The following is a 21404-nucleotide window of genomic DNA, read 5'->3' as shown; positions in this document are numbered from 1 at the left end:
ACGGAACCCCCTTTACGCCCTGCCCGGAGCGGGTATATCCGCGTAGACTCCGCGCGTGGCCAAGGTGACTCGGGATGACGTGGCGCGGCTGGCAGGGACTTCCACTGCCGTGGTCAGCTATGTCATCAACAACGGACCCCGGCCGGTCGCCCCGGCCACGCGCGAGCGTGTCCTCGCCGCGATCAAGGAACTGGGGTACCGGCCGGACCGGGTCGCCCAGGCGATGGCCTCCCGGCGCACCGACCTCATAGGGCTGATCATCCCGGACGCCCGCCAGCCCTTCTTCGGGGAGATGGCGCACGCGGTCGAGCAGGCCGCCTCCGAGCGCGGGAAGATGGTCCTCGTCGGCAACACGGACTACGTGGGCGAGCGCGAGGTCCACTACCTGCGGGCGTTCCTCGGGATGCGGGTCTCCGGGCTGATCCTGGTCAGCCACGCGCTCAACGACCTGGCCGCCGCCGAGATCGAGGCCTGGGACGCCCGGGTGGTGCTGCTGCACGAGCGCCCCGAGGCCATCGACGACGTCGCCGTCACCACGGACGACCTGGGCGGCGCCGAGCTGGCCGTGCGGCACCTGCTGGAGCATGGTTACGAGTACGTCGCCTGCATGGGCGGCATAGCCGAGACCCCCGCGGTCGGCGACCCGGTCTCCGACCACGTCGAGGGCTGGCGCCGCGCGATGGACGAGGCCGGGATCTCCACGGAGGGCCGCCTCTTCGAGGCCCTCTACAACCGCTACGACGCCTACCAGGCCGCCCTGAAGATCCTCTCCGGGCCCGAGCGGCCGCCGGCGATCTTCTGCTCCACCGACGACCAGGCGATCGGCCTGCTGCGGGCGGCACGCGAGCTGCGCATCGACGTGCCCGGCGAGCTGGCCGTGGCCGGCTTCGACGACATCAAGGAGGCGGCGCTGGCCGACCCGCCCCTGACGACGATCGCCTCCGACCGCTCGGCGATGGCCCGGGCCGCGGTGGACCTCGTCCTGGACGACGGCCTGCGGGTCGCGGGCTCCCGGCGCGAGCGGCTGAAGGTCTTCCCGTCGCGGCTGGTGGTCCGCCAGTCCTGCGGCTGCCCGTAGCCTGCCGGAGCCACCCGCGCGGGGCGCCTTTATATCGGGCATACGAGGTTCTGTCGGGCTTCTCAGCCGGCACTCAGGAAGCTCTCATGGTCGGGCGACAAGCTCGTTGCCATGACCGAGAGCTTCCACCGCAGTGGCGAGTACGACACCCCTCACGAGGGTCAGCAGCAGGCCCCGGTGAACCCCGAGTGGCCGCCCCCGCCGGCGTACGCCCCGGCGCATGCTCCGCATCCGAAGAAGCGCCGCCGTGGCCCCGTCGCCCTGATCGCCGCCGTGGCGATCGTGGCCGCGGCGATAGGCGGCGGCACCGCCTACGGCATCCAGGAGCTGACCGGCACCGACACGGTCGCCTCCAGCTCCACCAGCACCACCGTCGTGCCCGCCGGCCAGAAGGGCACGGTCGCCGGGGTCGCGAAGGCGGTCAGCCCCAGCATCGTCGAGATCAGCGCCGCCTCGAACGCCGGGTCCTCCACCGGCTCCGGCGTGATCATCACGAGCGACGGCGAGATCGTCACCAACAACCACGTCGTCTCCGGCGCCTCCCGGATCAAGGTGACGACCAGCGACGGCAGGTCCTACACCGCGAAGGTCGTCGGCACCGACAGCAAGAAGGACCTGGCCCTGATCAAGCTGGAGAACGCCTCCGGCCTGAAGGCGGCCACGCTCGGCGACTCCGCCGGTGTCCGGGTCGGCGACCAGGTCGTCGCGATCGGCTCCCCCGAGGGGCTGTCCGGCACGGTCACCAGCGGTATCATCTCCGCGCTCGACCGGGACGTGACGGTTCCGACCGAAGAGGACCAGGGGCAGCAGCAGGGGCAGCCGGAGGACGGGTGGCCGTTCGAGTTCGGCGGCCGGCAGTTCAACGGCGACACCGGCAGCGACACCACGACGTACAAGGCGCTGCAGACCGACGCGTCCCTCAACCCGGGCAACTCCGGCGGCGCGCTGATCGACATGAACGGCAACATCATCGGCATCAACTCCGCGATGTACTCGCCGGCCGGCAGCGCCTCCTCGTCCTCCGACGCGGGCAGCGTGGGCCTGGGCTTCGCCATCCCGATCAACACCGTCAAGGCCGACCTCGCGAAGCTGCGGGCCGGGGCGACCGACTGAGTCCGAGCAGCGCGCATCCGAGGAGTACGGCGATGATCCAGCAGGTGGCACACACGGAGCCGGGCGGGGACCCGGCGAAGGTCGGACTGGCCCTGGCGGTGGCGTACGCCCTGCACGCCCCTGCCGGGCGGGCGCCGGAGGTACCGATCACGCCGGCCCGGCACCCGGTCCGCCCGGCTTCGGCCCGGCGCCGCGCGACGATCCGAGGCTGATCCGGCGCCCGCGCGATCCGGGGCTGGCGCCGCTCCAGCCCGGTCCTGGGCAGACCCGGCGCCGCGCGATCCGGGACCGATCCGGCACCTGTGCACACGGGACTGACCCGGCAGCCGCGCGGGCCGGGGCTCGCTGCTCCCGGCGTCCGGTGGCGACGTGCGACGCTGAGAGCGTCAGACGCACCCCCGACCCCATCACCCCCGAGGACCCCGACCCATGAGCCCCGCAGACGGCGACCGTGAACCCCAGCGCATCCTGATCGTCGACGACGAGCCCGCGGTGCGCGAAGCACTCCAGCGCAGCCTCGCCTTCGAGGGGTACGGCACGCAGGTCGCGGTCGACGGCGCGGACGCCCTGGAGAAGGCCGCGGCCTACCGCCCCGACCTGGTCGTCCTCGACATCCAGATGCCGCGCATGGACGGCCTGACGGCGGCGCGCCGGATCCGCGCCGGCGGCGACACGACGCCGATCCTGATGCTCACGGCCCGCGACACGGTCGGCGACCGGGTCACCGGACTCGACGCGGGCGCCGACGACTACCTGGTCAAGCCGTTCGAACTCGACGAACTCTTCGCCCGGATCCGCGCCCTGCTGCGCCGCAGCTCCTACGCGGCGGCCGTGGGCGCGGGCGACCCGGCCGACGAGGACGCGCTCACCTTCGCCGACCTGCGCATGGACCTGGCCACGCGGGAGGTCACCCGGGGCGGCCGCCAAGTGGAGCTGACGCGCACGGAGTTCACGCTCCTGGAGATGTTCATGTCCCACCCGCGCCAGGTCCTCACGCGGGAGCAGATCCTCAAGGCGGTGTGGGGCTTCGACTTCGAGCCGTCGTCGAACTCCCTCGACGTCTACGTCATGTACCTGCGCCGCAAGACCGAGGCGGGCGGCGAACCGCGCCTGGTCCACACGGTGCGCGGCGTCGGCTACGTACTGCGGCAGGGCGGCGCCGAGTGAACAGGCTCGTACGCCGCTTCCGCTCGCTGCCGATCCGCTCGCGCCTGGCGCTGCTGGTCGCGGCGGCGGTGGCCTTCGCGGTGGCGGCGGTGTCGGTGACGTGCTGGTTCATCGTGCAGGGGAAGTTGTACGACCAGGTGGACGGGGACCTGAAGTCGTCCTACCGGACCATCCTGGAGGACGACTTCGAGGCGCTGGTCAGGACGTGCCCCCAGACGCCGTCCAGCACGCTCGGCGGCGGCGCTCCCCGTCCGCAGACGTACGCGCAGCTGGTTCGGGTCGACGGCCGGGTCTGCCTGTTCAGCAACAACATGCCGCAGGTGAAGGTCACGAGCGGCGACAAGGCGGTGGCACGGGACCCGGACTACCGGACGGCCCGGCTGCGCAACGGCAAGGACAGCGACGGCAACTCGGTGCGGGTGCTGACCACGGCGGTCATCGTCCAGCAGGGCCCGCTCGACAAGGCCGTCGCCGCCGACTACGCGCTGGTCATCGCCGTCCCCCTCAAGGGCACGGAGTCCACGCTCAACGAACTGGCGCTGATCCTGCTGCTGGTGTCGGGCATCGGGGTGATCGGCGCGGGAGCCGCCGGTCTCGCGGTGGCCAGGGCGGGGCTGCGCCCGGTCGACCGGCTGACGGAGGCGGTCGAGCACGTGGCCCGCACGGAGGATCTGGACGTCCGTATCCCGCTGGACGAGGACAGCGACGACGAGGTGGCCCGCCTCTCCCGCTCCTTCAACTCCATGACCTCCGCCCTGGCCAGCTCCCGCGAGCTGCAGCAGCAGCTCATCGCGGACGCCGGCCACGAACTGCGCACGCCCCTCACCTCGCTGCGCACCAACATCGAACTCCTCACCCGCAGCGAGGAGACGGGCCGCCCCATCCCGGAGGCGGACCGCAAGGCGCTGCTCGCGTCGGTGAAGGCCCAGATGACGGAACTGGCCGCGCTCATCGGCGACCTGCAGGAACTGTCCCGCCCGGACACCGGCCAGCACTCCGGCCGGACCCAGATCGTCGCCTGGCACGACACGGTCGAGTCGGCGCTGCGGCGGGCCCGGCTGCGCGGCCCGGAACTGACGATCACGGCGGACGTCGAGCCGTGGTTCGTCCGTGCGGAGCCCTCCGCGCTGGAACGGGCGGTGGTGAACATCCTCGACAACGCGGTGAAGTTCAGCCCGGAGGGCGGCACGATCGAGGTCAGGCTGACCGAGGGCGTCCTCACGGTCCGCGACCACGGCCCGGGCATTCCCCCGGACGAACTCCCGCACGTCTTCGACCGCTTCTGGCGCTCCCCGAGCGCACGGGCCCTGCCGGGCTCGGGCCTGGGCCTGTCGATCGTGGCCCGGACCGTCCAGCAGGCGGGCGGGGACGTGTCCCTGTCCCCGGCGGAGGCCGGCGGCACGGTCGCGACGATCCGGCTACCGGGGGCGTCGGTGCCTCCCCCGGAGACCCCGACGGCTACGTCCTGACGAACGTGAGGAACGACGCCCAGGGGCTCGCGCCGAACACGAGCACCGGACCGTCCGGAACCTTGCTGTCGCGGACCGGGATCATGTCCGGGTAGTCGTCGGCGACTTCGAGACAGTTCGAGGCGCCCCCGTCGCTGTAGGAGGACTTGCGCCACATCGCGGTGGTGAGGTCAGGCGTTCGGTTCATGGTCTGCACTCCTCCAGAAGGCGCTTGATGAACGTCGTCGACTCCGCTGGACTCAGCGCCGCATCCCTGACCAGATCGTAGGACAGGCGGTAGGACAGCACCCTGTCCGGCTCGTCGATCAACTGCCCGATGCCGTTGCCCTCCACGTAGGCGACCGGATCTCCGACGCGCTGCCACAACAGGATGAGGTCGCTGTTCATGAGATCGTGCACACCGGCCGCGTAGGGCAGCACCTGGATCGCGACGTTCGGTGACTCGGCGGCCTCCACAAGGTGTGACAACTGGTCCGCCCAGACCCTCGGGTCAGGCACGGGCCGCCGCACCGCGCCCTCGTCCAGGATCACCCGCACGCTCGGTGCGGGCACGCGATGCAGCAGTTCCTGACGGCCCATGCGTGCGGCGACCTGCTCCTCGACCTCTTCCCTGTTGCCGGCCGTTGTCTGGGCTCCAGACAACCCTGACAACACCACCCGGGCGTAGTCCTCGGTCTGCAGGAGGCCTGGCACCCGCAGTTGGAACATCCACATGACCCGTGCCGTCGCCTCCAGGTCCATAAAGGCCTTGTACTTGTCCTTGATGACCTCGCGGCGGGCTTCACGCCACTCCCGAACCAGCAGATCACCACTGCCGTAGTAGCTGTCCAGGTCTTCCATGACCGCCATCTTGGAGAGGCGCTCCCCCTTCTCCAGGCGGCTCAGGTAGCTCTTGTCGTAGCCGGTTTCCTCGGCCAGTTGCCCGAGCGACTTGCCCGCCTGTTCTCGGAGGAACCTCAGCGTCCGACCCAGCGAGACCCGCTCCGAGTCAACGACATCCACCCCGTCACCCCTCCCCGTTGCCTACGCGGCCAGGCAACACCTGGCCCCTTCCGCAGCGTAGGGGCAGTCGGTGACCATGAGGGCACGAACGGTGATCTCCGCTCGTCAGACCCCCTTTACCCCTGCCCTGAGAAGGGACGCCCCCGTGCGCCTGCGTATCGCCGAACTCTGCGAGTCCCTGCTGCTCGCCCTCGTACGGCTCCTGCTCCCCGCCCGGGGCCGGCACCGGGCCGTGGGGCCGGTCCTGGCCGTCGCCCATCCCCCACCGCCCGGGCGACGCCACCTCCCCGAGGAGCCGCTCGTGATGAACACCCGCCTCGTGCGGCCCTACCTCCCCGCCCTGGAGGTCTCATGAGACTGCTCCCCTGGACCGGCGCCGGTGGCAAGCCCTGTTACCTCAGCACCGACGATCCCCGCAGCCCGCTGTCCCGGCTCGCCGACGACATCGAGGCCCTGCAACTGGCCGACGCGGCAGGAGTCCTCGAAGGGGCACGAGCCGTGCTCGACGACCCCGGGGCCGGTGAGCACGCCGTCCGTTTCGCGCTGGCCAGGGCCGTGGAGTCGCTGGGTGACACACTCCGCGTCGCGGTCAGCCGGGGCGAGCGCGCGTGAACCACACCGCAGCCAGACCACCGCACCCTCCCCCACCCCTCCGGCTCCGCTTCAACCGAACGCGGCGAACGCGGCGAACGCGGCAACCTTCGTGCCGACCGCGGCGACTCCCCGGCGAACCACCCGCACCCCGTCCCCCCACCAGCAGAACGGATCGCCGCATGAGTGAGCTGTCCCCCCAGCCGCGTCAGCCTCGCAGAGCGCGTCACCGCCGCGGCCGTACCGCCCTCGCCGCCGGGATACCCCTGGCGCTCACCGCCGCCGGTGCCCTCGCCTACGGGGTCGCCCCGGGCACCCAGGTGCGCGCCTCCGCCGCCGCCCCCTCCTGGGCCTCCGACACCGCCGACGGGTTCGCGTCCGTCAACTCCCTCGGGCAGAACGGGACCTACGGCGGACGGGACGGCAAGACCGTCACGGTGAAGACGCAGGCCGAGCTGGAGAAGTACGCCACCGCCGCCGAGCCGTACGTCATCGTCGTCGCCGGCGCCATCACCATGAACCCCGTCGGGAAGGAGATCAAGGTCCAGTCCGACAAGACCATCGTCGGGGCCGGCACCTCCGGGCACATCGTCGGCGGCGGGTTCTTCCTCGGCCAGGGCGTGCACAACGTGATCATCCGGAACCTGACCATCCGGGACGCGTACCAGGGCGTCTGGAACGACAAGGACCACGACTTCGACGCGATCCAGCTGGACGGCGCCCATCACGTCTGGATCGACCACAACGACCTGCGGCGCATGGCCGACGGGCTCATCGACGTCCGCAAGGACAGCACGAACGTCACCGTCTCCTGGAACAAGCTGAGCGACAACAACAAGACCTTCGGCATCGGCTGGACCGAGAACGTCACGACCGACATCACGATCCACCACAACTGGATCCGCGAGACCGAGCAGCGCAACCCCTCCACCGACAACGCCGCCCGCGCCCACCTCTACAACAACTGGCTGGAGGACGTGCCGGGCACGAGCATCGCCTCGTCGTACGGGAACTACGCGCGCGGTGCGACGAAGATGGTCCTGGAGAACTCCTACTTCCAGGGCTTCAAGAACCCCGTCATCAAGGACAGCGGAGCCGCGATCGTGCAGCGCGGCAGCGTCTTCTCCGGGACCAGCGGGCGCAACGAGAGCGGCGGGACCGCCTTCGACCCGAAGGCGTTCTACCCGTACACCCTCGACAAGGCCGCCGACCTGCCGCCGGTCCTCACCGCCGGTGCCGGTCCCCGCGCCTCCATCGGCACGACCGCCGGCGCCGCCGCCAAGGCCGCCGCCGCGACCACCCTCACCGTCGCCAAGGACGGCAGCGGGCAGTACACCACCGTCCAGGCCGCCGTGAACGCCGTGCCGGCGAACAACCCCTCCCGGGTCGTCATCGCCGTCAAGCCGGGGACGTACCGGGAGCTGGTGAAGGTGCCGGCCGGCAAACCGCACGTCACCATCCAGGGCACCGGCGGCAGCCGCAAGGACACCACGATCGTCTACAACAACGCCTCGGGCACGCCCAAGCCCGGCGGCGGTACGTACGGCACGAGCGGCAGCGCCACCGTCGCCGTCGAGGCCGACGACTTCCAGGCGCGGAACCTGACCATCTCCAACGACTTCGACGAGAAGGCCAACCAGAACCTCAGCGGGCACCAGGCCGTGGCGCTGCGGACCGCCGCCGACCGGGTGTTCCTCGACGGGATCATCGTCAGCGGCGACCAGGACACCCTGCTGCTCGACACCGCCGCCAAGGACCGCCTGGGCCGGGTCTACCTGAGCGACAGCTATGTCATCGGCAACGTCGACTTCATCTTCGGCCGGGCCACGGCCGTCGTCGACAAGTCCGTCATCACGCTGAAGAAGCGCTGGGACGGCACCTCCGCCGGGTACGTCACCGCGCCGAGCACCGCCGCGAACCGCAGGGGCATCCTGATCGCCAACTCCACGGTGAACGGGGACGTGTCGAACGGCAGCTTCCACCTCGGCCGGCCCTGGCACGCGGGCGGGGACGCGTCCCTGGATCCGCAGACCACCGTCCGCAACACCAGCCTGAGTGCCGCGGTCAAGTCCACCCCGTGGACCGACATGAGCGGCTTCTCCTGGAAGGACGACCGGTTCGCCGAGTACCGGAACACCGGGGCGGGCGCCGGTCCGGCGGGTGCGAACCGGCCGCAGCTGACCGACGCGCAGGCCGCGGACCAGGAGGTCGCGGACTGGCTCGCGGGCTGGACGCCCACGGCGTCCTGACGGCTCCCTTCCGGGTTCGGCTGACCATCGCCGCCGAGCCCGGAAGGGGCACCAGATCGCTCACCCCAGGTCGTGGGCGATCACCCGGCGACCCCGGGTGTGCGCTCTAGTTCACCACGGTGATGCGGTCGGCCTTCGGCGGGGCGATCGGGTTCGCCGCCGAGGAGTTGGCCGTCAGGTACTGCTCCAGCGCGGTCAGGTCGTCGGCGCCGACGACGTCGTTCGTGCCCTGGCCGAGCGTGGTGAAGCCGTCGCCGCCGCCCGCGAGGAAGCTGTTCGTCGCGACGCGGTAGGTGGCGGCGGGGTCGATGGCCGACCCGTTCAGCCTGATGCTGTCGGTGACCACCCGGTCGGCACCGGACTTGGTGAGGTCCAGCGTGTACGTCAGGCCGGACGAGACCTGGAGGATCTTCGGCGCCGCCGCGTTCGGGCCGGACGCCTGCTCCTTGAGCGCCTGGATCAGCTGCGCGCCCGTGAAGTCCTGCAGGTTCACGGTGTTGGCGAACGGCTGGACGGTGAAGCCCTCGGCGTAGGTGACGACGCCGTCGCCCTCACCGGCCTTGGCCGCGTAGGTGAGCGGGGCCCGGATGCCGCCCGGGTTCATCAGCGCCAGGTCCGTCTCCGGGTCCAGCTGCCTGCCGTGCGCGAGCTGGGCGTCGGCGATCAGGTCGCCGAGCGGGGACTCGGTGCCGGTGTTGCCGATGTCGCCGGAGATCCAGCCGATGGGCCGGTTGCCGATGGGCGCGGCCAGGGTGTTCCACTTGCCGATCAGCTCGGTCATGTCGGGCGCCTTGGGGACGTCCCGGGTGACCACGCGGTTGGCGGACTTGACGGCCGTACGGGCGATGTCGCCCGTCCTGCGGTCGTAGGTCAGCGTGGTGTCGGTGTAGAGGCGGCCGAAGGACGCGGCCGAGGTGACCATGCGCGGGTTGCCCGCCGGGTCGGCGATGCTGCACACGTACGCGTTGTGCGTGTGGCCGGTGACCAGCGCGTCCACCTGCGGCGTGACGTTCTTGGCGATGTCGACGATCGGGCCGGATATGCCGTCGCCCGCACCCGGGGAGTCACAGTCGTAGTTGTACGACGTCGACGCCGGGAAGCCGCCCTCGTGGACGAGCGCGACGATCGACTTCACGCCCTTGCGCTGCAGCTCCTTGGCGTACTTGTTGATCGTCTCGACCTCGTCCTTGAAGGTGAGGCCCTTGACGCCGTCGGCGGAGACGATGTCCGGGGTGCCCTCCAGGGTCACGCCGATGAAGCCGACCTTGACACCGTTCTTCTTCCACACCCAGTAGGGCTTGAGGATCGGCTTCTTCGTCTTCTCGTCGAGGACGTTGGCCGCCAGGTAGGGGAAGTCGGCGCCCTCGAACTCCTCGTCCGTGTAGCAGCCGTCCTTGGGGTGGCAGCCGCCGTTCTGCAGGCGGCCCAGCTCCCTGGCGCCCTCGTCGAACTCGTGGTTGCCGACGGAGGTGACGTCGAGGTCGAGCTTGTTCAGCGCCTCGATGGTCGGCTCGTCGTGGAAGAGGCCGGAGATCAGCGGGGAGGCGCCGACCATGTCGCCGCCGGCCGCGGTGATGGAGTACTTCTCGCCCTTGCGGGCCTGCCGCAGATGCGTGGCGAGGTACTCGACGCCGCCCGCGTCGATGGTCTTCGTCGTGCCGTCGGGCTGCTTCTCGGTGACCCGGCCCGAGGAGCCCGCCGGCGGCTCCAGGTTGCCGTGCAGGTCGTTGAAGGACAGCAGCTGCACGTCCTGGTAGCGGCCGGACCAGTGCCCGCCCGGGCGCTGGTCCTCACCGGCGGTCGCCGCCCCGGGCAGCGCGGCGGCGGCCAGCGCGCCGACGGTGACGACTCCGGCGGCGAGGGCGAGGAAACGGTTCGTACGGCGTCTCCGGCGCTCCGGATGCGCCGGTGAAGTGGCTGGCATACGCCCCCCTGAGGGTCTGCTGGGACAGTGATGTCGTCCGGCGCAGCCTAGAGTCAACGCGCGTAGCGCGACAGGTGTTTCATGGTTACAGCTGGGTTGCTTCTTTGCCGCCGATTTGCCGGTGCCTCCCCGTACCCTCGTACGCATGACCAGCGACGACACCGTACGGCCCGGCCACCCCCGCTCGATCGAGACCCTTGCCGCCCTCTCCCCGGAGCAGACCGAGGCCGTGCTCGGACTGCTCGACGAGGCCGCCCGGACCGACGGGCAGCAGGCGGTGTCCGAACAGGGCCGGTTGCAGCTGCGCGGCGGGGAGCGCGAGGGCGTGTCCCATCTGCTGCTCACCGCCGGCGGGGAACTTGTCGGATATGCCCAGTTGGAGGACACGGACGAGGTGGAGCCGCCGGCCGCCGAGCTGGTGGTGCATCCCGGGCATCGCGGACACGGGCACGGCCGGGCGCTCGGCTCGGCCCTGCTGGCCGCCTCCGGCAAGCGACTTCGGGTGTGGGCGCACGGCGGGCACTCCGCCGCCCGGCACCTCGCCCAGGTGCTGGGGTTGACGCTGTTCCGGGAACTGCGCCAGATGCGCCGCCCGTTGACCGGCTTCGACGCGCCCGAGCCGGTGCTGCCCGAGGGCGTCACGGTCCGCGCGTTCGTGCCCGGCCGGGACGACGCGGCCTGGCTCGCGGTGAACGCCGCCGCCTTCGCCCACCACCCCGAGCAGGGCTCCCTCACCCAGCGCGACCTCGACGACCGCAAGGCCGAGCCGTGGTTCGACCCGGCAGGCTTCTTCCTCGCCTTCCGCGGTGACGAACTCGTCGGCTTCCACTGGACGAAGGTGCACGCCGAGGAGGGCCTGGGCGAGGTGTACGTGGTGGGGGTCGCCCCGGGCGCGCAGGGCGGCGGCCTCGGCAAGGCCCTCACCACGATCGGCCTGCGCCACCTGGCCGGCCGGGGCCTGCCGACGGCGATGCTGTACGTCGACGCCGACAACAAGGCGGCGGTGTCGGTCTACGAGCGGCTGGGCTTCAGCACGCACGAGGTGGACCTGATGTACCGGACGGAGACCTGAGCGTCCCGGCCGGCCCCACGGTTCCTCATGCCGCCGGCCCAGCGGCCCGGCCCCGCGGGGGCCGCCCCCGCTGGGGTCGCGCCCACGCCGGCCGCCACAGCTCGCCCCGCGGCGGCCGGGGCCGGGTCGCCGCCAGGTGGTCGCGCAGCGCCGCCAGGCCGGGATGCGGGTTGCCGGCGCGCCAGAGCAGGAAGTGCGGGTAGACCGGGGTCGGGTCCCGGAGCGGGACCAGCCGCAGGTCGTGGCCCACGGGCCAGACGTGCGGGGTCCGTTCGCTGAGGAACGTGGCGACGGTCGAGGAACCGGCGACCGTGTCCAGCAGCGCTTCGAGGCCGAAGTTGGGCCCGACGGTGTCGATGGCCGGGCCGAACGCGGCGGCGAAGGCCTCGTAGTAGGCGTGCCACTCGGTGCCCGGCACGTTGCCCGGCATCCGGATCCGGTGCCCGGCGAGCTGCGCGGGCGTCACGGACGCGGCCCGGGCGAAGGGGTGGCCGGGGCCGACGCACAGGCTGAGCGGCTCGTCCAGGACGGGCAGCGCCGCGATGCCGTCGGGGAGGCGGTGCCCGGGCATGGTGACGGCGCGGAAGGTGGCGTCGACGGACCCGTCGCACACGGCGGTCACGGCCGTGTCGGCGTCGAACAGCGTGACGACGTCCAGCGGGATCTCTGGATGCGCCCGGTGGAAGTCCTGCACCAGTCCACCGGTGGCGACCCGGCGCCCCACGACGTCCACCCGCAGGGCCCGGTCGCCCGGCCGCACGGCGGCCACCGCCCGTTCCTCCGCGCTCAGCAGGACCCGGGCGTGCGGCAGCAGCGCCTGCCCGTCGATGGTCGGCTCCGCGCCGTGCGGCGTACGCACGAACAGCCGCACCCCGAGGTCCTTCTCCAGCGCGGCGATCCGCTTGGACACGGCCTGCTGGGTCAGCGCCAGGTCCACGGCGGCCTTCCGGAACTGCCCGGCGTCGGCGACCGCGACGAAGGCCCGCACGGCGTTGAGATCCACACCGCCAGCCTATTGCCCACCCGCCTGTGCGACACGAGACCCGGAGCCCTCCGCACCTCCCGGGGTGCAGGGCGCGCCTAGGCCGTGTCCGTAAAGTCCCGCCGGGCACGGGTCCGCACGGCCCGGCCCCGCACGAGCCGTCTGCGCAGTGGTTCCGTCGTGCAGAGCGCGGCCGTCACAGCCGCCCCGGTCAGCACCACCGCCCACCGGTCGTGCGCCGCCGGCCAGCGCTCGTCCTCCACGGGGACGAACAGCGCCCAGCGGTCGGGCCACAGCAGCACCGCCAGCACCGCGGTGGTCAGAAACCCGCCGGCCACCGGCAGCCCGGGCCGGGCCGTCTCGGTGCGGCGGATCAGGGCCGCCGCACCGGTCACCGCCAGGACGGACGCCGCCCCGGCCTCCAGGGTCAGGTCGCCGACGGGGGGCCGTACGCCCGGCGGCACGAGCAGCAGCGCCACCGTCCACCAGGCCGCCGCGGCCGGGGCCACGAGCGCCACCCGCAGGGCGACGCGCAGCGGGTGTGGCGTCGGCACGGTGGCCGTGGTGTGCCGGGCCGGGTCGTCCAGCAGGAACGCCAGCCCCAGCGCGAAGGCCAGGACCGCGGCCCGCAGCAGGGGCAGCGCGAGCCGCTCCCCGGTCTCCCCGGACCGGGTCAGCGCGGCGAGCAGCAGCCCCGCCGCAGCCGACGCGCCCACCGCGCCCCACGGCATCGCCCGGAAGACGGGAACCACCAGCTGCCGGGTCACCGGCACGTGTCCTCCCCCTCGGGCGCGGGCAGGCCGAGGAGCTTCGCCGCCCCGGCCGCGGTGACCTTCGGCGTGGTCAGCGCGGCCCAGTGCTCCTTGACCCGTGCGGTGGCCTCGGCGCGGGGCAGGTCCAGCAGCCCCCGCAGCACCTCCGTCTGGGCCTCGGTCATGAACAGGACGTTCGTGGGCTGCAGCACGGTGTCGGAGCCGGTGACCGTGTCGCCGAGGCGGACGCGCCGCAGGGCGGAGAGCGGATCGGACTCCCAGCCGACGGCCAGCCACATGAGGGGGACGACGCGCCCGTCGCAGATCGACGTCGCGGCCTCCTCGTCACCCGCGATCAGCACCCCGGCGACGGCGGCCGCGAACTCGGGGACGCGATTGCCGCCCCACTGGGTGCTCACGGTCACCTCGTACGGACGCGTCAGGGCCGGCAGCGCGCCGTCACCGGTGAGGCCGTAGCGCGCGTCGATGCGCTGCCGTACGACGACGTCCCGCTCGTGGGCCGCGCCCCCGGCCAGGGACCGCACCCGGTCCACGACCCGGGCCCACTCCCCGGTCCAGGGCTCCCAGTCGGGGAACGCGCAGTACGTGGAGCCGTCCCGCCGGACGCAGGAGTGCACCCGCTCCGGGTGCAGGGTGGCCCGCTCCCGCGCCTCGGTCAGCGCACGGGAGTCGCCGCCCGACTGGGCCACCGCGCCCAGCACCGTCAGGGCCAGCGCCGCCGCCGTGCCCGCGAGGACGGCCGGTCTGCGGCCGCCCGCGACGAGCACCGCCAGCAGCCCGAGGCTCAGCCCCAGCCCCGCCAGGTACAGGGCGTGCCAGGCGGCGGGCCGGCCGATCAGCTCGACGGGCAGGCTGTTGCCGGTCGCCGCGCCGACGGCGGGCACGAGCCACTGCTCCCAGCCGTCCCCGACGCCCGTACTGCCCAGGAACAGGAAGAGGCAGAACACGATCAGCAGCGGCGCGACGAGCGCCGACCGCACCAGGCTCGCCGCCAGCAGCCCGAACAGTCCCAGCAGCAGGACCGTCAGCGGCCCGACGAGCAGTTCGGCCACCGAACCCCGGCCCACCGCCCCGGGGCGCAGCGCCTCCCGCCCGAACTGCGCGGCCACGCAGACCGCGGTGACCAGCACCGGGGCCAGGACCGACAGGGCGTGCGCGGCCGTGCGGCGCCAGGGCGGCAGGACCAGCACCGTCAGGACCTGTTCGGTGCCGTGCCGCCGGGAGCGCAGCGCGGCCTGGTTGACGGACAGCATGACGGCGAGGCCGACGAGTATCGGCGCGCTCTGCGTGGCGCGGTCGGCGTCCTGGAGGACGGGGAAGTCGCCCCAGGCCCGGCCCGCGCGCCACGCGGTCCAGCCGGCGTACACGGCGAAGGCCACGAGCACGGGGACACGGGTCAGCAGCCGCCGCGCCTCGAACAGGGCCAGGGTCCCCACGGCCGCCCGGGGCCCGCCCGCAGGGCTCCGCGTCCCGGGCGCGGCCGGCTGCTCCACGGTCGTGGTCACGCGGCCACCTCCGCACCGGCGCCGTCGAGGGTCAGCAGGTAGCCGTCCTCCAGGGTGGGTTCCAGCAGCTCGGCACCGGCCGGCGGGTCGCCGACGTTGCGGAAGGAGCCGGTCCCGGTGCGCCAGCCGGCCCGCGCGCCCGGGTCGCGCTCCGTGCTGCTCCACACCCGTCCGGCCGCCCGCGCGGTCAGCTCGGCCGGGGTGCCCTCGAAGCGGATCCGGCCGCCGGCCATGACCAGCACCCGGTGACAGAGCATCGCCACGTCCTCCGTCTGGTGGGTGGACAGCAGCACCGTGCGCCCCTGCCCGGCCTCGGCGATCAACTCCCGGAAGCGCATGCGCTGTTCGGGGTCGAGCCCGACGGTGGGTTCGTCCAGCACCAGGAACCCGGGGTCGCCGACCAGGGCGGCCGCGAGGGCGACCCGCTGGCGCATGCCCCCGGACAGCTTGCGGATCCGCTTGCCCCGCACGTCCGCCAGGCCCACCTCGTCGAGCACCCGCCGCACCTCCCGGTGGCGCACGCCCCGGTCGGTCATCTCCTTCAGGATCGCCACGTAGTCGACGAACTCGAAGGCCGTGAAGTCCGGGTGGAACCCGGGCGTCTGCGGCAGATACCCCAGCCGGCGCCGCACCTCCTGCCTCCCCCCGGTGGTCGCGGGGTCGTGGCCGAGCACGGTGAAGGCGCCCCGGTCGGCGGGCAGGGCGGTGGCCAGCACCCGCAACAGGGTGGTCTTCCCGGCGCCGTTGGGCCCGAGCAGCCCGGTGACACCACCGGTCAGGCGCAGCGACACCTCGTCGAGGGCCCGGGTCCCGCCGTAGCGGAGGCCGATCCCGGAGGCGGACACGGTCGGAGTCATACGGCACGTCCCTGCAAGAGGTCGAAGCGGTCACGGAGGAGGTACAGCAGCCCGGCGGCGAGGACGGCGACGGCCGCCGCCACGCCCTGCCCGGCCGGGGTGAACGGGGCCGGCGGCACATCGCCCCCGGCCCCCACCGCGTCGGCCGTCACCAGCAGGACGATCCAGGCGCCGCCGACCAGCGACGGCGCGAGCACCGGCCCGAACCGGGGGGTGAGCGCGAGCCCGGTCGCGGTGAGCGCCAGCGCGGGCAGCAGCCAGGCCAGGGCGCGCAGCCCGTGAGCGGGCAGGGCGAGGCTCGCCAGCAGGTTCAGCCCGAGCACGACGGTCAGCACGGCCACGGTCCGGATCATCAGCAGCCGGAACCCGTGCAGCGGCGCGACGACGGCCATCTCGTACGTCGGGTCCAGCGCGGGCCCGTACGACAGCGCCACCCCGGCCAGCGGCAGCAGCGGCGCCAGGGCGAGGAACGGCGTGGGGAACTCCCCGCCGCCCACGGTGTGCCCGGCCCCCACGCCGAGCAGCAGCACGGCGACGACGGCCCCCAGCCAGGAGCGCCGCAGCACCGGTGCCGCGGCCAGCAGCCGGGCGGTGTGCCCGGCCACCCCGAACCGCACCAGCAGCCCCTCCAGCAGGCCCGGGCGCGGCACGTCCAGCTCGGCGTCCAGCCGCTCCCACCCCGCGTCGAGCGCGGCCGGGTCACCGACCCCGGCCAGCGCGCCGCGGCACCGGTCGCAGGCGGCCAGGTGCGCGTCGGCGGACCAGAGCGCGGGCGCCGCCAGCTCGCCCCGCGCGTAGGCGCGCAGCTCGTCCTCGGGTACGTGCCAGGTCATGCCAGTGCCTCCCGCAACTGCTTGCGGGCGCGCATCGCCCGCGTCTTGACCGTCCCCGGGGGGATCCCCAGCAGGACGGCGGCCTCGCGGGTGGTCAGCCCGTCGATGACGGTCGCCTGCAGCACCGCCCGCAGCTCCGGCGACAGCCGCACCAGGGCCCCGGCGAGGTCCCCGTGCTCCACCCCCGCGAGCACGCGCTCCTCCGCCGACACCTCGTCCCGGTGCCGCAGCCGCGCCAGGGCCTGCCGCAGCCGGCCCCGCGCCCCGTCGCCCCGCAGGGCGTCCACCAGCCGCCGCGACCCGATGCGCCACAGCCATCCGGCGACGTCCGCCGAGGGGCCGTCCTCCCGGTAGCGGGCCTTGCCCCGCCACACCGCGAGGAACGTCTCCTGCACGACGTCGTCGACGACGGCCGCATCGGCGCACCGCCCCCGCAGCCGGGCCCGGAGCCACGGCGCGTAGCGCCGGTACAGCTCCTCGAAGGCGCGCCGGTCGGCGTCCGCCGCGACGGCCCGCAGCAGCTCCCCGTCGCTTCTCGTCTCGCTCACGTCTCCTCATCGGACCGGCCGGGCCGAACGGTTCACGCCGGCCCGCCCGGCTTCCGGCCGGGGCCGCCGGGACGCCCGGACGGGTCCGCGGACCCCCGCGGGCCGCCGCCCGCTATCCCGCACGTCATGTCTCCGTAACCATTGATTCAGACGAGCTTGCGACGCTCGGCCAATGAATCCCGCCGTGCCAGAGCCTCCCCCGCCCCGCGAGGGTCCCGAGGGAAACGGGAGCACTCATGTGACACCTCCGCTCCCGCCCGCGCTGTCCGACGCGCCCGTGATGCTCGCGGCGCGGAAGAATGGGTCCATGAGCCAGCCGAAGCACCAGGCACAGGTCCAGCACGCGCAGCCCTCCGTGGGCTCCATCGCAGCCCACCGCCCGCACACGGTGGCGGCGGTGGTCTCCGATCTGGAACCCGACATCGACGCCGACCTCGACGGCTACGAGGAGTCGCCGTACGACGGGCCCGAGCTGCCGCAGGGCCGCTTCCTCGACCGGGAGCGCAGCTGGCTGGCGTTCAACGAGCGCGTGCTCGAACTCGCCGAGGACCCGAACACGCCGCTGCTGGAGCGGGCCAACTTCCTGGCGATCTTCGCCAGCAACCTGGACGAGTTCTTCATGGTCCGGGTGGCCGGCCTGAAGCGCCGCATCGCCACCGGCGTGGCCACCCGCTCCGCCTCCGGCCTGCAGCCCCGTGACGTGCTGGAGATGATCTGGGCCCGCTCCCGCGAGCTGATGGCCCGGCACGCCGCCTGCTACCACGAGGACGTCGCCCCCGCACTCGCGGAGGAGGGCATCCACCTGGTCCGCTGGAGCGAGCTGCAGGAGAAGGAGCAGGCCCGCCTGTTCACCCTGTTCCGGCACCAGATCTTCCCCGTGCTGACCCCGCTGGCGGTCGACCCGGCGCACCCCTTCCCGTACATCTCCGGCCTGTCGCTGAACCTGGCCGTCGTCGTGCGCAACCCGGTCACCGGCCACAAGCACTTCGCGCGGGTCAAGGTCCCGCCGCTGCTGTCCCGCTTCCTGGAGAGCTCCCCGGGCCGCTACGTCCCCATCGAGGACGTCATCGCCGCCCACCTGGAGGAGCTGTTCCCGGGCATGGAGGTACTGGAGCACCACGCCTTCCGGCTCACCCGCAACGAGGACCTGGAGGTCGAGGAGGACGACGCGGAGAACCTGCTGCAGGCCCTGGAGAAGGAGCTCATGCGGCGCCGCTTCGGCCCGCCGGTGCGCCTGGAGGTCGAGGAGTCCATCGACCGCGAGGTCCTGGACCTGCTGGTGCGCGAGCTGAAGATCAGCGAGGCCGAGGTGTACCCGCTGCCGGGCCCGCTGGACCTCACCGGCCTGTTCCGCATCGCCTCCCTGGACCGGCCCGAGCTGAAGTACCGCAAGTTCGTCGCCGGCACCCACCGCGACCTCGCCGAGGTCGAGTCGGCGTCCGCGCCGGACATCTTCGCCGCGCTGCGCGAGCGGGACGTGCTGCTGCACCACCCGTACGACTCGTTCTCCACCTCCGTCCAGGCCTTCCTGGAGCAGGCGGCCGGCGACCCGGACGTCCTCGCGATCAAGCAGACCCTGTACCGCACCTCCGGCGACTCCCCGATAGTCGACGCGCTCATCGAGGCCGCCGAGTCCGGCAAGCAGGTCCTGGTCCTGGTCGAGATCAAGGCCCGCTTCGACGAGCACGCCAACATCAAGTGGGCCCGCAAGCTGGAGGAGGCCGGCTGCCACGTGGTCTACGGCCTGGTCGGGCTGAAGACCCACTGCAAGCTGTCGCTGGTGGTCCGCCAGGAGGGCGAGACGCTGCGCCGCTACAGCCACGTCGGCACCGGCAACTACCACCCGAAGACGGCCCGCCTCTACGAGGACCTCGGCCTGCTCACGGCCGACCCGCAGGTCGGCGCGGACCTGTCGGACCTGTTCAACCGCCTGTCCGGCTACTCGCGCCGGGAGACGTACCGCCGGCTGCTGGTGGCCCCGAAGTCGCTGCGCGACGGACTGGTCTCGCGGATCACCAAGGAGATACAGCACCACCGCGCGGGACGGCCCGCCTACGTCCGCATCAAGGTCAACTCGATGGTCGACGAGGCCGTCATCGACGCCTGCTACCGGGCCGCCCAGGCGGGCGTGCCGGTGGACATCTGGGTGCGCGGCATCTGCGCGGTGCGCCCCGGCGTGGCCGGCCTGTCGGAGAACATCCGGGTCCGCTCGATCCTCGGCCGCTTCCTGGAGCACTCCCGGGTGTTCGCCTTCGGCAACGGCGGCGAGCCCGAGGTGTGGTTCGGCAGCGCCGACATGATGCACCGCAACCTCGACCGCCGGATAGAGGCCCTGGTCCGGGTCACCGACCCGGCCCACCGCGCGGCCCTGAACCGGCTGCTGGAGACCGGTATGTCCGACTCCACCGCCTCCTGGCACCTCGGCCCGGACGGCGAGTGGACCCGGCATGCGACCGACGCGGACGGCCAGCCCCTGCGCAACGTCCAGGAGATGCTCATAGACGCCCGGAGGCGCCGGCGTGGCACAGCGACACCTTGACCCGACGGATCCCCGGCTCAGGCCCGTCGGGACCGCCCCCACCGGTGAGGCCCTCGCGGGCTACCTGCGGGGCCAGGCCACGGAGTTCCTCCGGGCGCTGCGCCTGCACCGGGAGACGGGCTCGGGGGCGAACGGCTCGGAGGCGGCCGCCGAGGCGGCCCGCGCCCTGCGCCGCTCGGCCCGCCGCATCAGCGCCAGCCTGCACACGTTCCAGCCGCTGCTGGACTCGGACTGGTGCGAGACCATGCGCCCGGAGCTGGCCTGGGTCTCCGGCACCCTGGCCATGGAGCACGCGTACACGGCCCGCCTGGAACGCCTGCTGACGGCCCTGCACCGCCTGTCGGGGTCGACGGCGTTCCCGGCCCAGGTCACGGGCCCGGACACGACGGCGGGCGCCCGCGCCGGCGACACCGGGCCGCGCACGCCGGCGGCACCGGACCGCGGCAACCTGACCGTCGGAGCGGCCAAGGCGGGCGCGCTGCTGGACCGCCAGCTCACCCTCGCCCGCACCCGGGCCCACTCCACCGCCCTGCAGGCCCTCGGCAGCAGCCGCTTCCACGCCGTCGCCGACAAGGTCGCGGTCCTGGCCAGCGAGGTCCCCCTGCTCGCCACGGCCGCCGCCACCGACCTGCGCCCGCACGCCACCGCCGCGGAGGAACGCCTCACCGACGCCGTGACCGCCCTGCCCCTGGTCACCGCGGGCAACCCGTACAACGCCGCGGCCCTCGTCCACGGCCTGTCCCCCGACACGGTCCCGCATCCGCAGGACGCCCCCTGGCACCAGGTCCGCCTGCTGCTGCGCCTGCACCGCTACGCCCGCGAGGCCCTCACCGGGCCCAAGGGCAACGCCGTGGTCGACCTGCGCCTGCTCGACGCCGGCCAGGCACTCAACCGGCACCGGGACGCCTCCGAGGCGGCAGCGGCGGCGGCCCAGGCGGCCCGCACGCCCAGGATCGCCCCGGCCACGGCGTACGCGCTCGGGGTGCTCCACGCCGACCAGCGGCACGAGGTGGAGGCGGCACGTTTCGCGTTCCAGCAGGCCTGGCAGAAGGAGACGGTCGGCGCGTCGTGACCGGCGGGCACCCGGAAGGCGGTGAAGACCAGGTGAGCTCACCCGAGGACCCCACCGTTCAGGCCGCGGGCTGCGTCCTGTGGCGCCGCTCGCCCGGCTCCGGCGAGCTGGAGCTGTGTCTGGTGCACCGGCCGAAATACGACGACTGGTCGTGGCCGAAGGGCAAACTCAAGCGCGCCGAGGACGCCCTGGCGGGTGCCCTGCGCGAGGTGGCGGAGGAGACGGGCTGCCGGGCCGTGCCGGGCGCCGAGCTGCCCACCCTGCGCTACCTGGCGGGCGGCCGCCCCAAGCAGGTCCGCTACTGGGCCGCCGAGGCCGTGAGCTGCGCCTTCGTCCCGAACGACGAGGTCGACCGCGTGCTGTGGCTGTCCCCGGAACAGGCCCGCGCCCGGCTGACGGAGCCCCACGACCGCCCCCTGATCGACGCGCTGCTCACCGCGCTGCGCCGGGCCCGCACCGCCGGCGGCCCGGACTGACGAAGTCCGCTGTTGTCCAGCGGGAACCGCGCGGAAAGCGGAATCCTCACGTGCTCTCCCCGTGAGCATTCCGTGACCTAACCACACCGTCGGCAGGGGTTCACCCGTCGTTCATGTGTGGCCATCGGCGGCTTCACCTGATCTGCCTAATTTC

At 73.0% G+C, this 21404-nt stretch carries 21 protein-coding genes; 12 read left to right on the top strand and 9 right to left on the bottom strand.

The window, feature by feature from the left end:
- Positions 1 to 55 precede the first annotated feature (55 nt).
- The 5 genes from ACIGAN_RS15955 to ACIGAN_RS15935 all read left to right on the top strand — a co-directional run bounded on the left by ACIGAN_RS15955 (position 56) and on the right by ACIGAN_RS15935 (position 4827).
- Complete coding sequence (locus tag ACIGAN_RS15955) at positions 56 to 1078, top strand: LacI family DNA-binding transcriptional regulator (RefSeq protein ID WP_365090032.1); 1023 nt, start codon at positions 56 to 58, stop codon at positions 1076 to 1078.
- Positions 1079 to 1189: 111 nt separating this feature from the next.
- Positions 1190 to 2191: a S1C family serine protease gene (locus tag ACIGAN_RS15950; RefSeq protein WP_399857976.1), complete on the top strand. Its 1002-nt coding sequence runs from the start codon at positions 1190 to 1192 to the stop codon at positions 2189 to 2191.
- Between the two features lie 32 nt (positions 2192 to 2223).
- Positions 2224 to 2403: a hypothetical protein gene (locus ACIGAN_RS15945; protein WP_399857974.1), complete on the top strand. Its 180-nt coding sequence runs from the start codon at positions 2224 to 2226 to the stop codon at positions 2401 to 2403.
- A 217-nt stretch (positions 2404 to 2620) separates the two neighbouring features.
- A complete protein-coding gene (locus ACIGAN_RS15940) occupies positions 2621 to 3358 on the top strand; it encodes a response regulator transcription factor (RefSeq protein ID WP_365090040.1) in 738 nt (245 codons plus the stop codon).
- A complete protein-coding gene (locus ACIGAN_RS15935) occupies positions 3355 to 4827 on the top strand; it encodes a sensor histidine kinase (RefSeq protein ID WP_399857971.1) in 1473 nt (490 codons plus the stop codon). Before ACIGAN_RS15940 ends, ACIGAN_RS15935 begins: the two co-directional genes overlap by 4 nt.
- Here ACIGAN_RS15935 and ACIGAN_RS15930 read toward each other — a convergent pair.
- Together ACIGAN_RS15930 and ACIGAN_RS15925 are read right to left on the bottom strand one after the other, a co-directional pair.
- Positions 4817 to 5014 carry a DUF397 domain-containing protein gene (locus tag ACIGAN_RS15930; protein ID WP_399857969.1) on the bottom strand — a complete coding sequence of 66 codons (198 nt, stop codon included), beginning with the start codon at positions 5012 to 5014 and terminating at the stop codon, positions 4817 to 4819. The two genes, ACIGAN_RS15935 and ACIGAN_RS15930, sit on opposite strands and share 11 nt — an antisense overlap.
- On the bottom strand, positions 5011 to 5829 hold the full coding sequence (locus tag ACIGAN_RS15925; RefSeq protein WP_399857967.1) for a helix-turn-helix domain-containing protein: 819 nt from the start codon (positions 5827 to 5829) through the stop codon (positions 5011 to 5013). Before ACIGAN_RS15925 ends, ACIGAN_RS15930 begins: the two co-directional genes overlap by 4 nt.
- A gap of 145 nt (positions 5830 to 5974) precedes the next feature.
- On the opposite strand from ACIGAN_RS15925, the gene ACIGAN_RS15920 reads away from it, so the two are divergent.
- From ACIGAN_RS15920 to ACIGAN_RS15910, 3 genes are all read left to right on the top strand, one after another.
- Complete coding sequence (locus tag ACIGAN_RS15920) at positions 5975 to 6184, top strand: hypothetical protein (protein WP_365090050.1); 210 nt, start codon at positions 5975 to 5977, stop codon at positions 6182 to 6184.
- Positions 6181 to 6441 (top strand): hypothetical protein, encoded by a 261-nt coding sequence (locus ACIGAN_RS15915; RefSeq protein WP_399857965.1) that lies wholly within the window; start codon positions 6181 to 6183, stop codon positions 6439 to 6441. The genes ACIGAN_RS15920 and ACIGAN_RS15915 overlap by 4 nt, the downstream gene beginning before the upstream one ends.
- Before the next feature lie 161 nt (positions 6442 to 6602).
- Positions 6603 to 8669 carry a pectinesterase family protein gene (locus ACIGAN_RS15910; protein ID WP_399857962.1) on the top strand — a complete coding sequence of 689 codons (2067 nt, stop codon included), beginning with the start codon at positions 6603 to 6605 and terminating at the stop codon, positions 8667 to 8669.
- A 106-nt stretch (positions 8670 to 8775) separates the two neighbouring features.
- On the opposite strand, the gene ACIGAN_RS15905 is transcribed toward ACIGAN_RS15910, so the two are convergent.
- On the bottom strand, positions 8776 to 10593 hold the full coding sequence (locus ACIGAN_RS15905; protein WP_399857959.1) for a bifunctional metallophosphatase/5'-nucleotidase: 1818 nt from the start codon (positions 10591 to 10593) through the stop codon (positions 8776 to 8778).
- A gap of 145 nt (positions 10594 to 10738) precedes the next feature.
- Here ACIGAN_RS15905 and mshD point away from each other — a divergent pair, with 145 nt between their 5' ends.
- Complete coding sequence (mshD, locus tag ACIGAN_RS15900) at positions 10739 to 11665, top strand: mycothiol synthase (protein ID WP_399857956.1); 927 nt, start codon at positions 10739 to 10741, stop codon at positions 11663 to 11665.
- 25 nt (positions 11666 to 11690) lie between these two features.
- Here the strand turns inward: mshD and ACIGAN_RS15895 are convergent, their stop codons facing one another.
- The 6 genes from ACIGAN_RS15895 to ACIGAN_RS15870 all read right to left on the bottom strand — a co-directional run bounded on the left by ACIGAN_RS15895 (position 11691) and on the right by ACIGAN_RS15870 (position 17163).
- Positions 11691 to 12668: a LysR family transcriptional regulator gene (locus ACIGAN_RS15895; protein ID WP_399857953.1), complete on the bottom strand. Its 978-nt coding sequence runs from the start codon at positions 12666 to 12668 to the stop codon at positions 11691 to 11693.
- A gap of 77 nt (positions 12669 to 12745) precedes the next feature.
- Positions 12746 to 13414: an ABC transporter gene (locus ACIGAN_RS15890; RefSeq protein ID WP_399857951.1), complete on the bottom strand. Its 669-nt coding sequence runs from the start codon at positions 13412 to 13414 to the stop codon at positions 12746 to 12748.
- Positions 13411 to 14925 (bottom strand): ABC transporter permease, encoded by a 1515-nt coding sequence (locus ACIGAN_RS15885; RefSeq protein ID WP_399857948.1) that lies wholly within the window; start codon positions 14923 to 14925, stop codon positions 13411 to 13413. Before ACIGAN_RS15885 ends, ACIGAN_RS15890 begins: the two co-directional genes overlap by 4 nt.
- Positions 14922 to 15782 carry an ABC transporter ATP-binding protein gene (locus tag ACIGAN_RS15880; RefSeq protein WP_399857945.1) on the bottom strand — a complete coding sequence of 287 codons (861 nt, stop codon included), beginning with the start codon at positions 15780 to 15782 and terminating at the stop codon, positions 14922 to 14924. Before ACIGAN_RS15880 ends, ACIGAN_RS15885 begins: the two co-directional genes overlap by 4 nt.
- Positions 15779 to 16615 carry a zf-HC2 domain-containing protein gene (locus ACIGAN_RS15875; protein ID WP_399857943.1) on the bottom strand — a complete coding sequence of 279 codons (837 nt, stop codon included), beginning with the start codon at positions 16613 to 16615 and terminating at the stop codon, positions 15779 to 15781. The genes ACIGAN_RS15880 and ACIGAN_RS15875 overlap by 4 nt, the downstream gene beginning before the upstream one ends.
- Positions 16612 to 17163 (bottom strand): RNA polymerase sigma factor, encoded by a 552-nt coding sequence (locus ACIGAN_RS15870; protein WP_399857941.1) that lies wholly within the window; start codon positions 17161 to 17163, stop codon positions 16612 to 16614. Before ACIGAN_RS15870 ends, ACIGAN_RS15875 begins: the two co-directional genes overlap by 4 nt.
- Before the next feature lie 307 nt (positions 17164 to 17470).
- On the opposite strand from ACIGAN_RS15870, the gene ACIGAN_RS15865 reads away from it, so the two are divergent.
- Genes ACIGAN_RS15865 through ACIGAN_RS15855 form a run of 3 tightly spaced genes read left to right on the top strand, consistent with a single transcriptional unit; the run spans position 17471 to position 21250 of the window.
- Positions 17471 to 19702: an RNA degradosome polyphosphate kinase gene (locus ACIGAN_RS15865; protein WP_365737987.1), complete on the top strand. Its 2232-nt coding sequence runs from the start codon at positions 17471 to 17473 to the stop codon at positions 19700 to 19702.
- Positions 19683 to 20774, top strand: coding sequence for a CHAD domain-containing protein (locus ACIGAN_RS15860; RefSeq protein WP_365737985.1), 1092 nt, complete (start codon positions 19683 to 19685; stop codon positions 20772 to 20774). The genes ACIGAN_RS15865 and ACIGAN_RS15860 overlap by 20 nt, the downstream gene beginning before the upstream one ends.
- 32 nt (positions 20775 to 20806) lie before the next feature.
- Entirely contained in the window at positions 20807 to 21250 is a 444-nt protein-coding gene (locus ACIGAN_RS15855; RefSeq protein ID WP_399857937.1) for an NUDIX hydrolase, read from the top strand.
- Positions 21251 to 21404: the final 154 nt, after the last annotated feature.

It is taken from the genome of Streptomyces sp. NPDC085931 (assembly GCF_044540565.1).
Lineage (GTDB): Bacteria > Actinomycetota > Actinomycetes > Streptomycetales > Streptomycetaceae > Streptomyces.
This window is presented reverse-complemented; position numbering and strand designations above follow the sequence as displayed.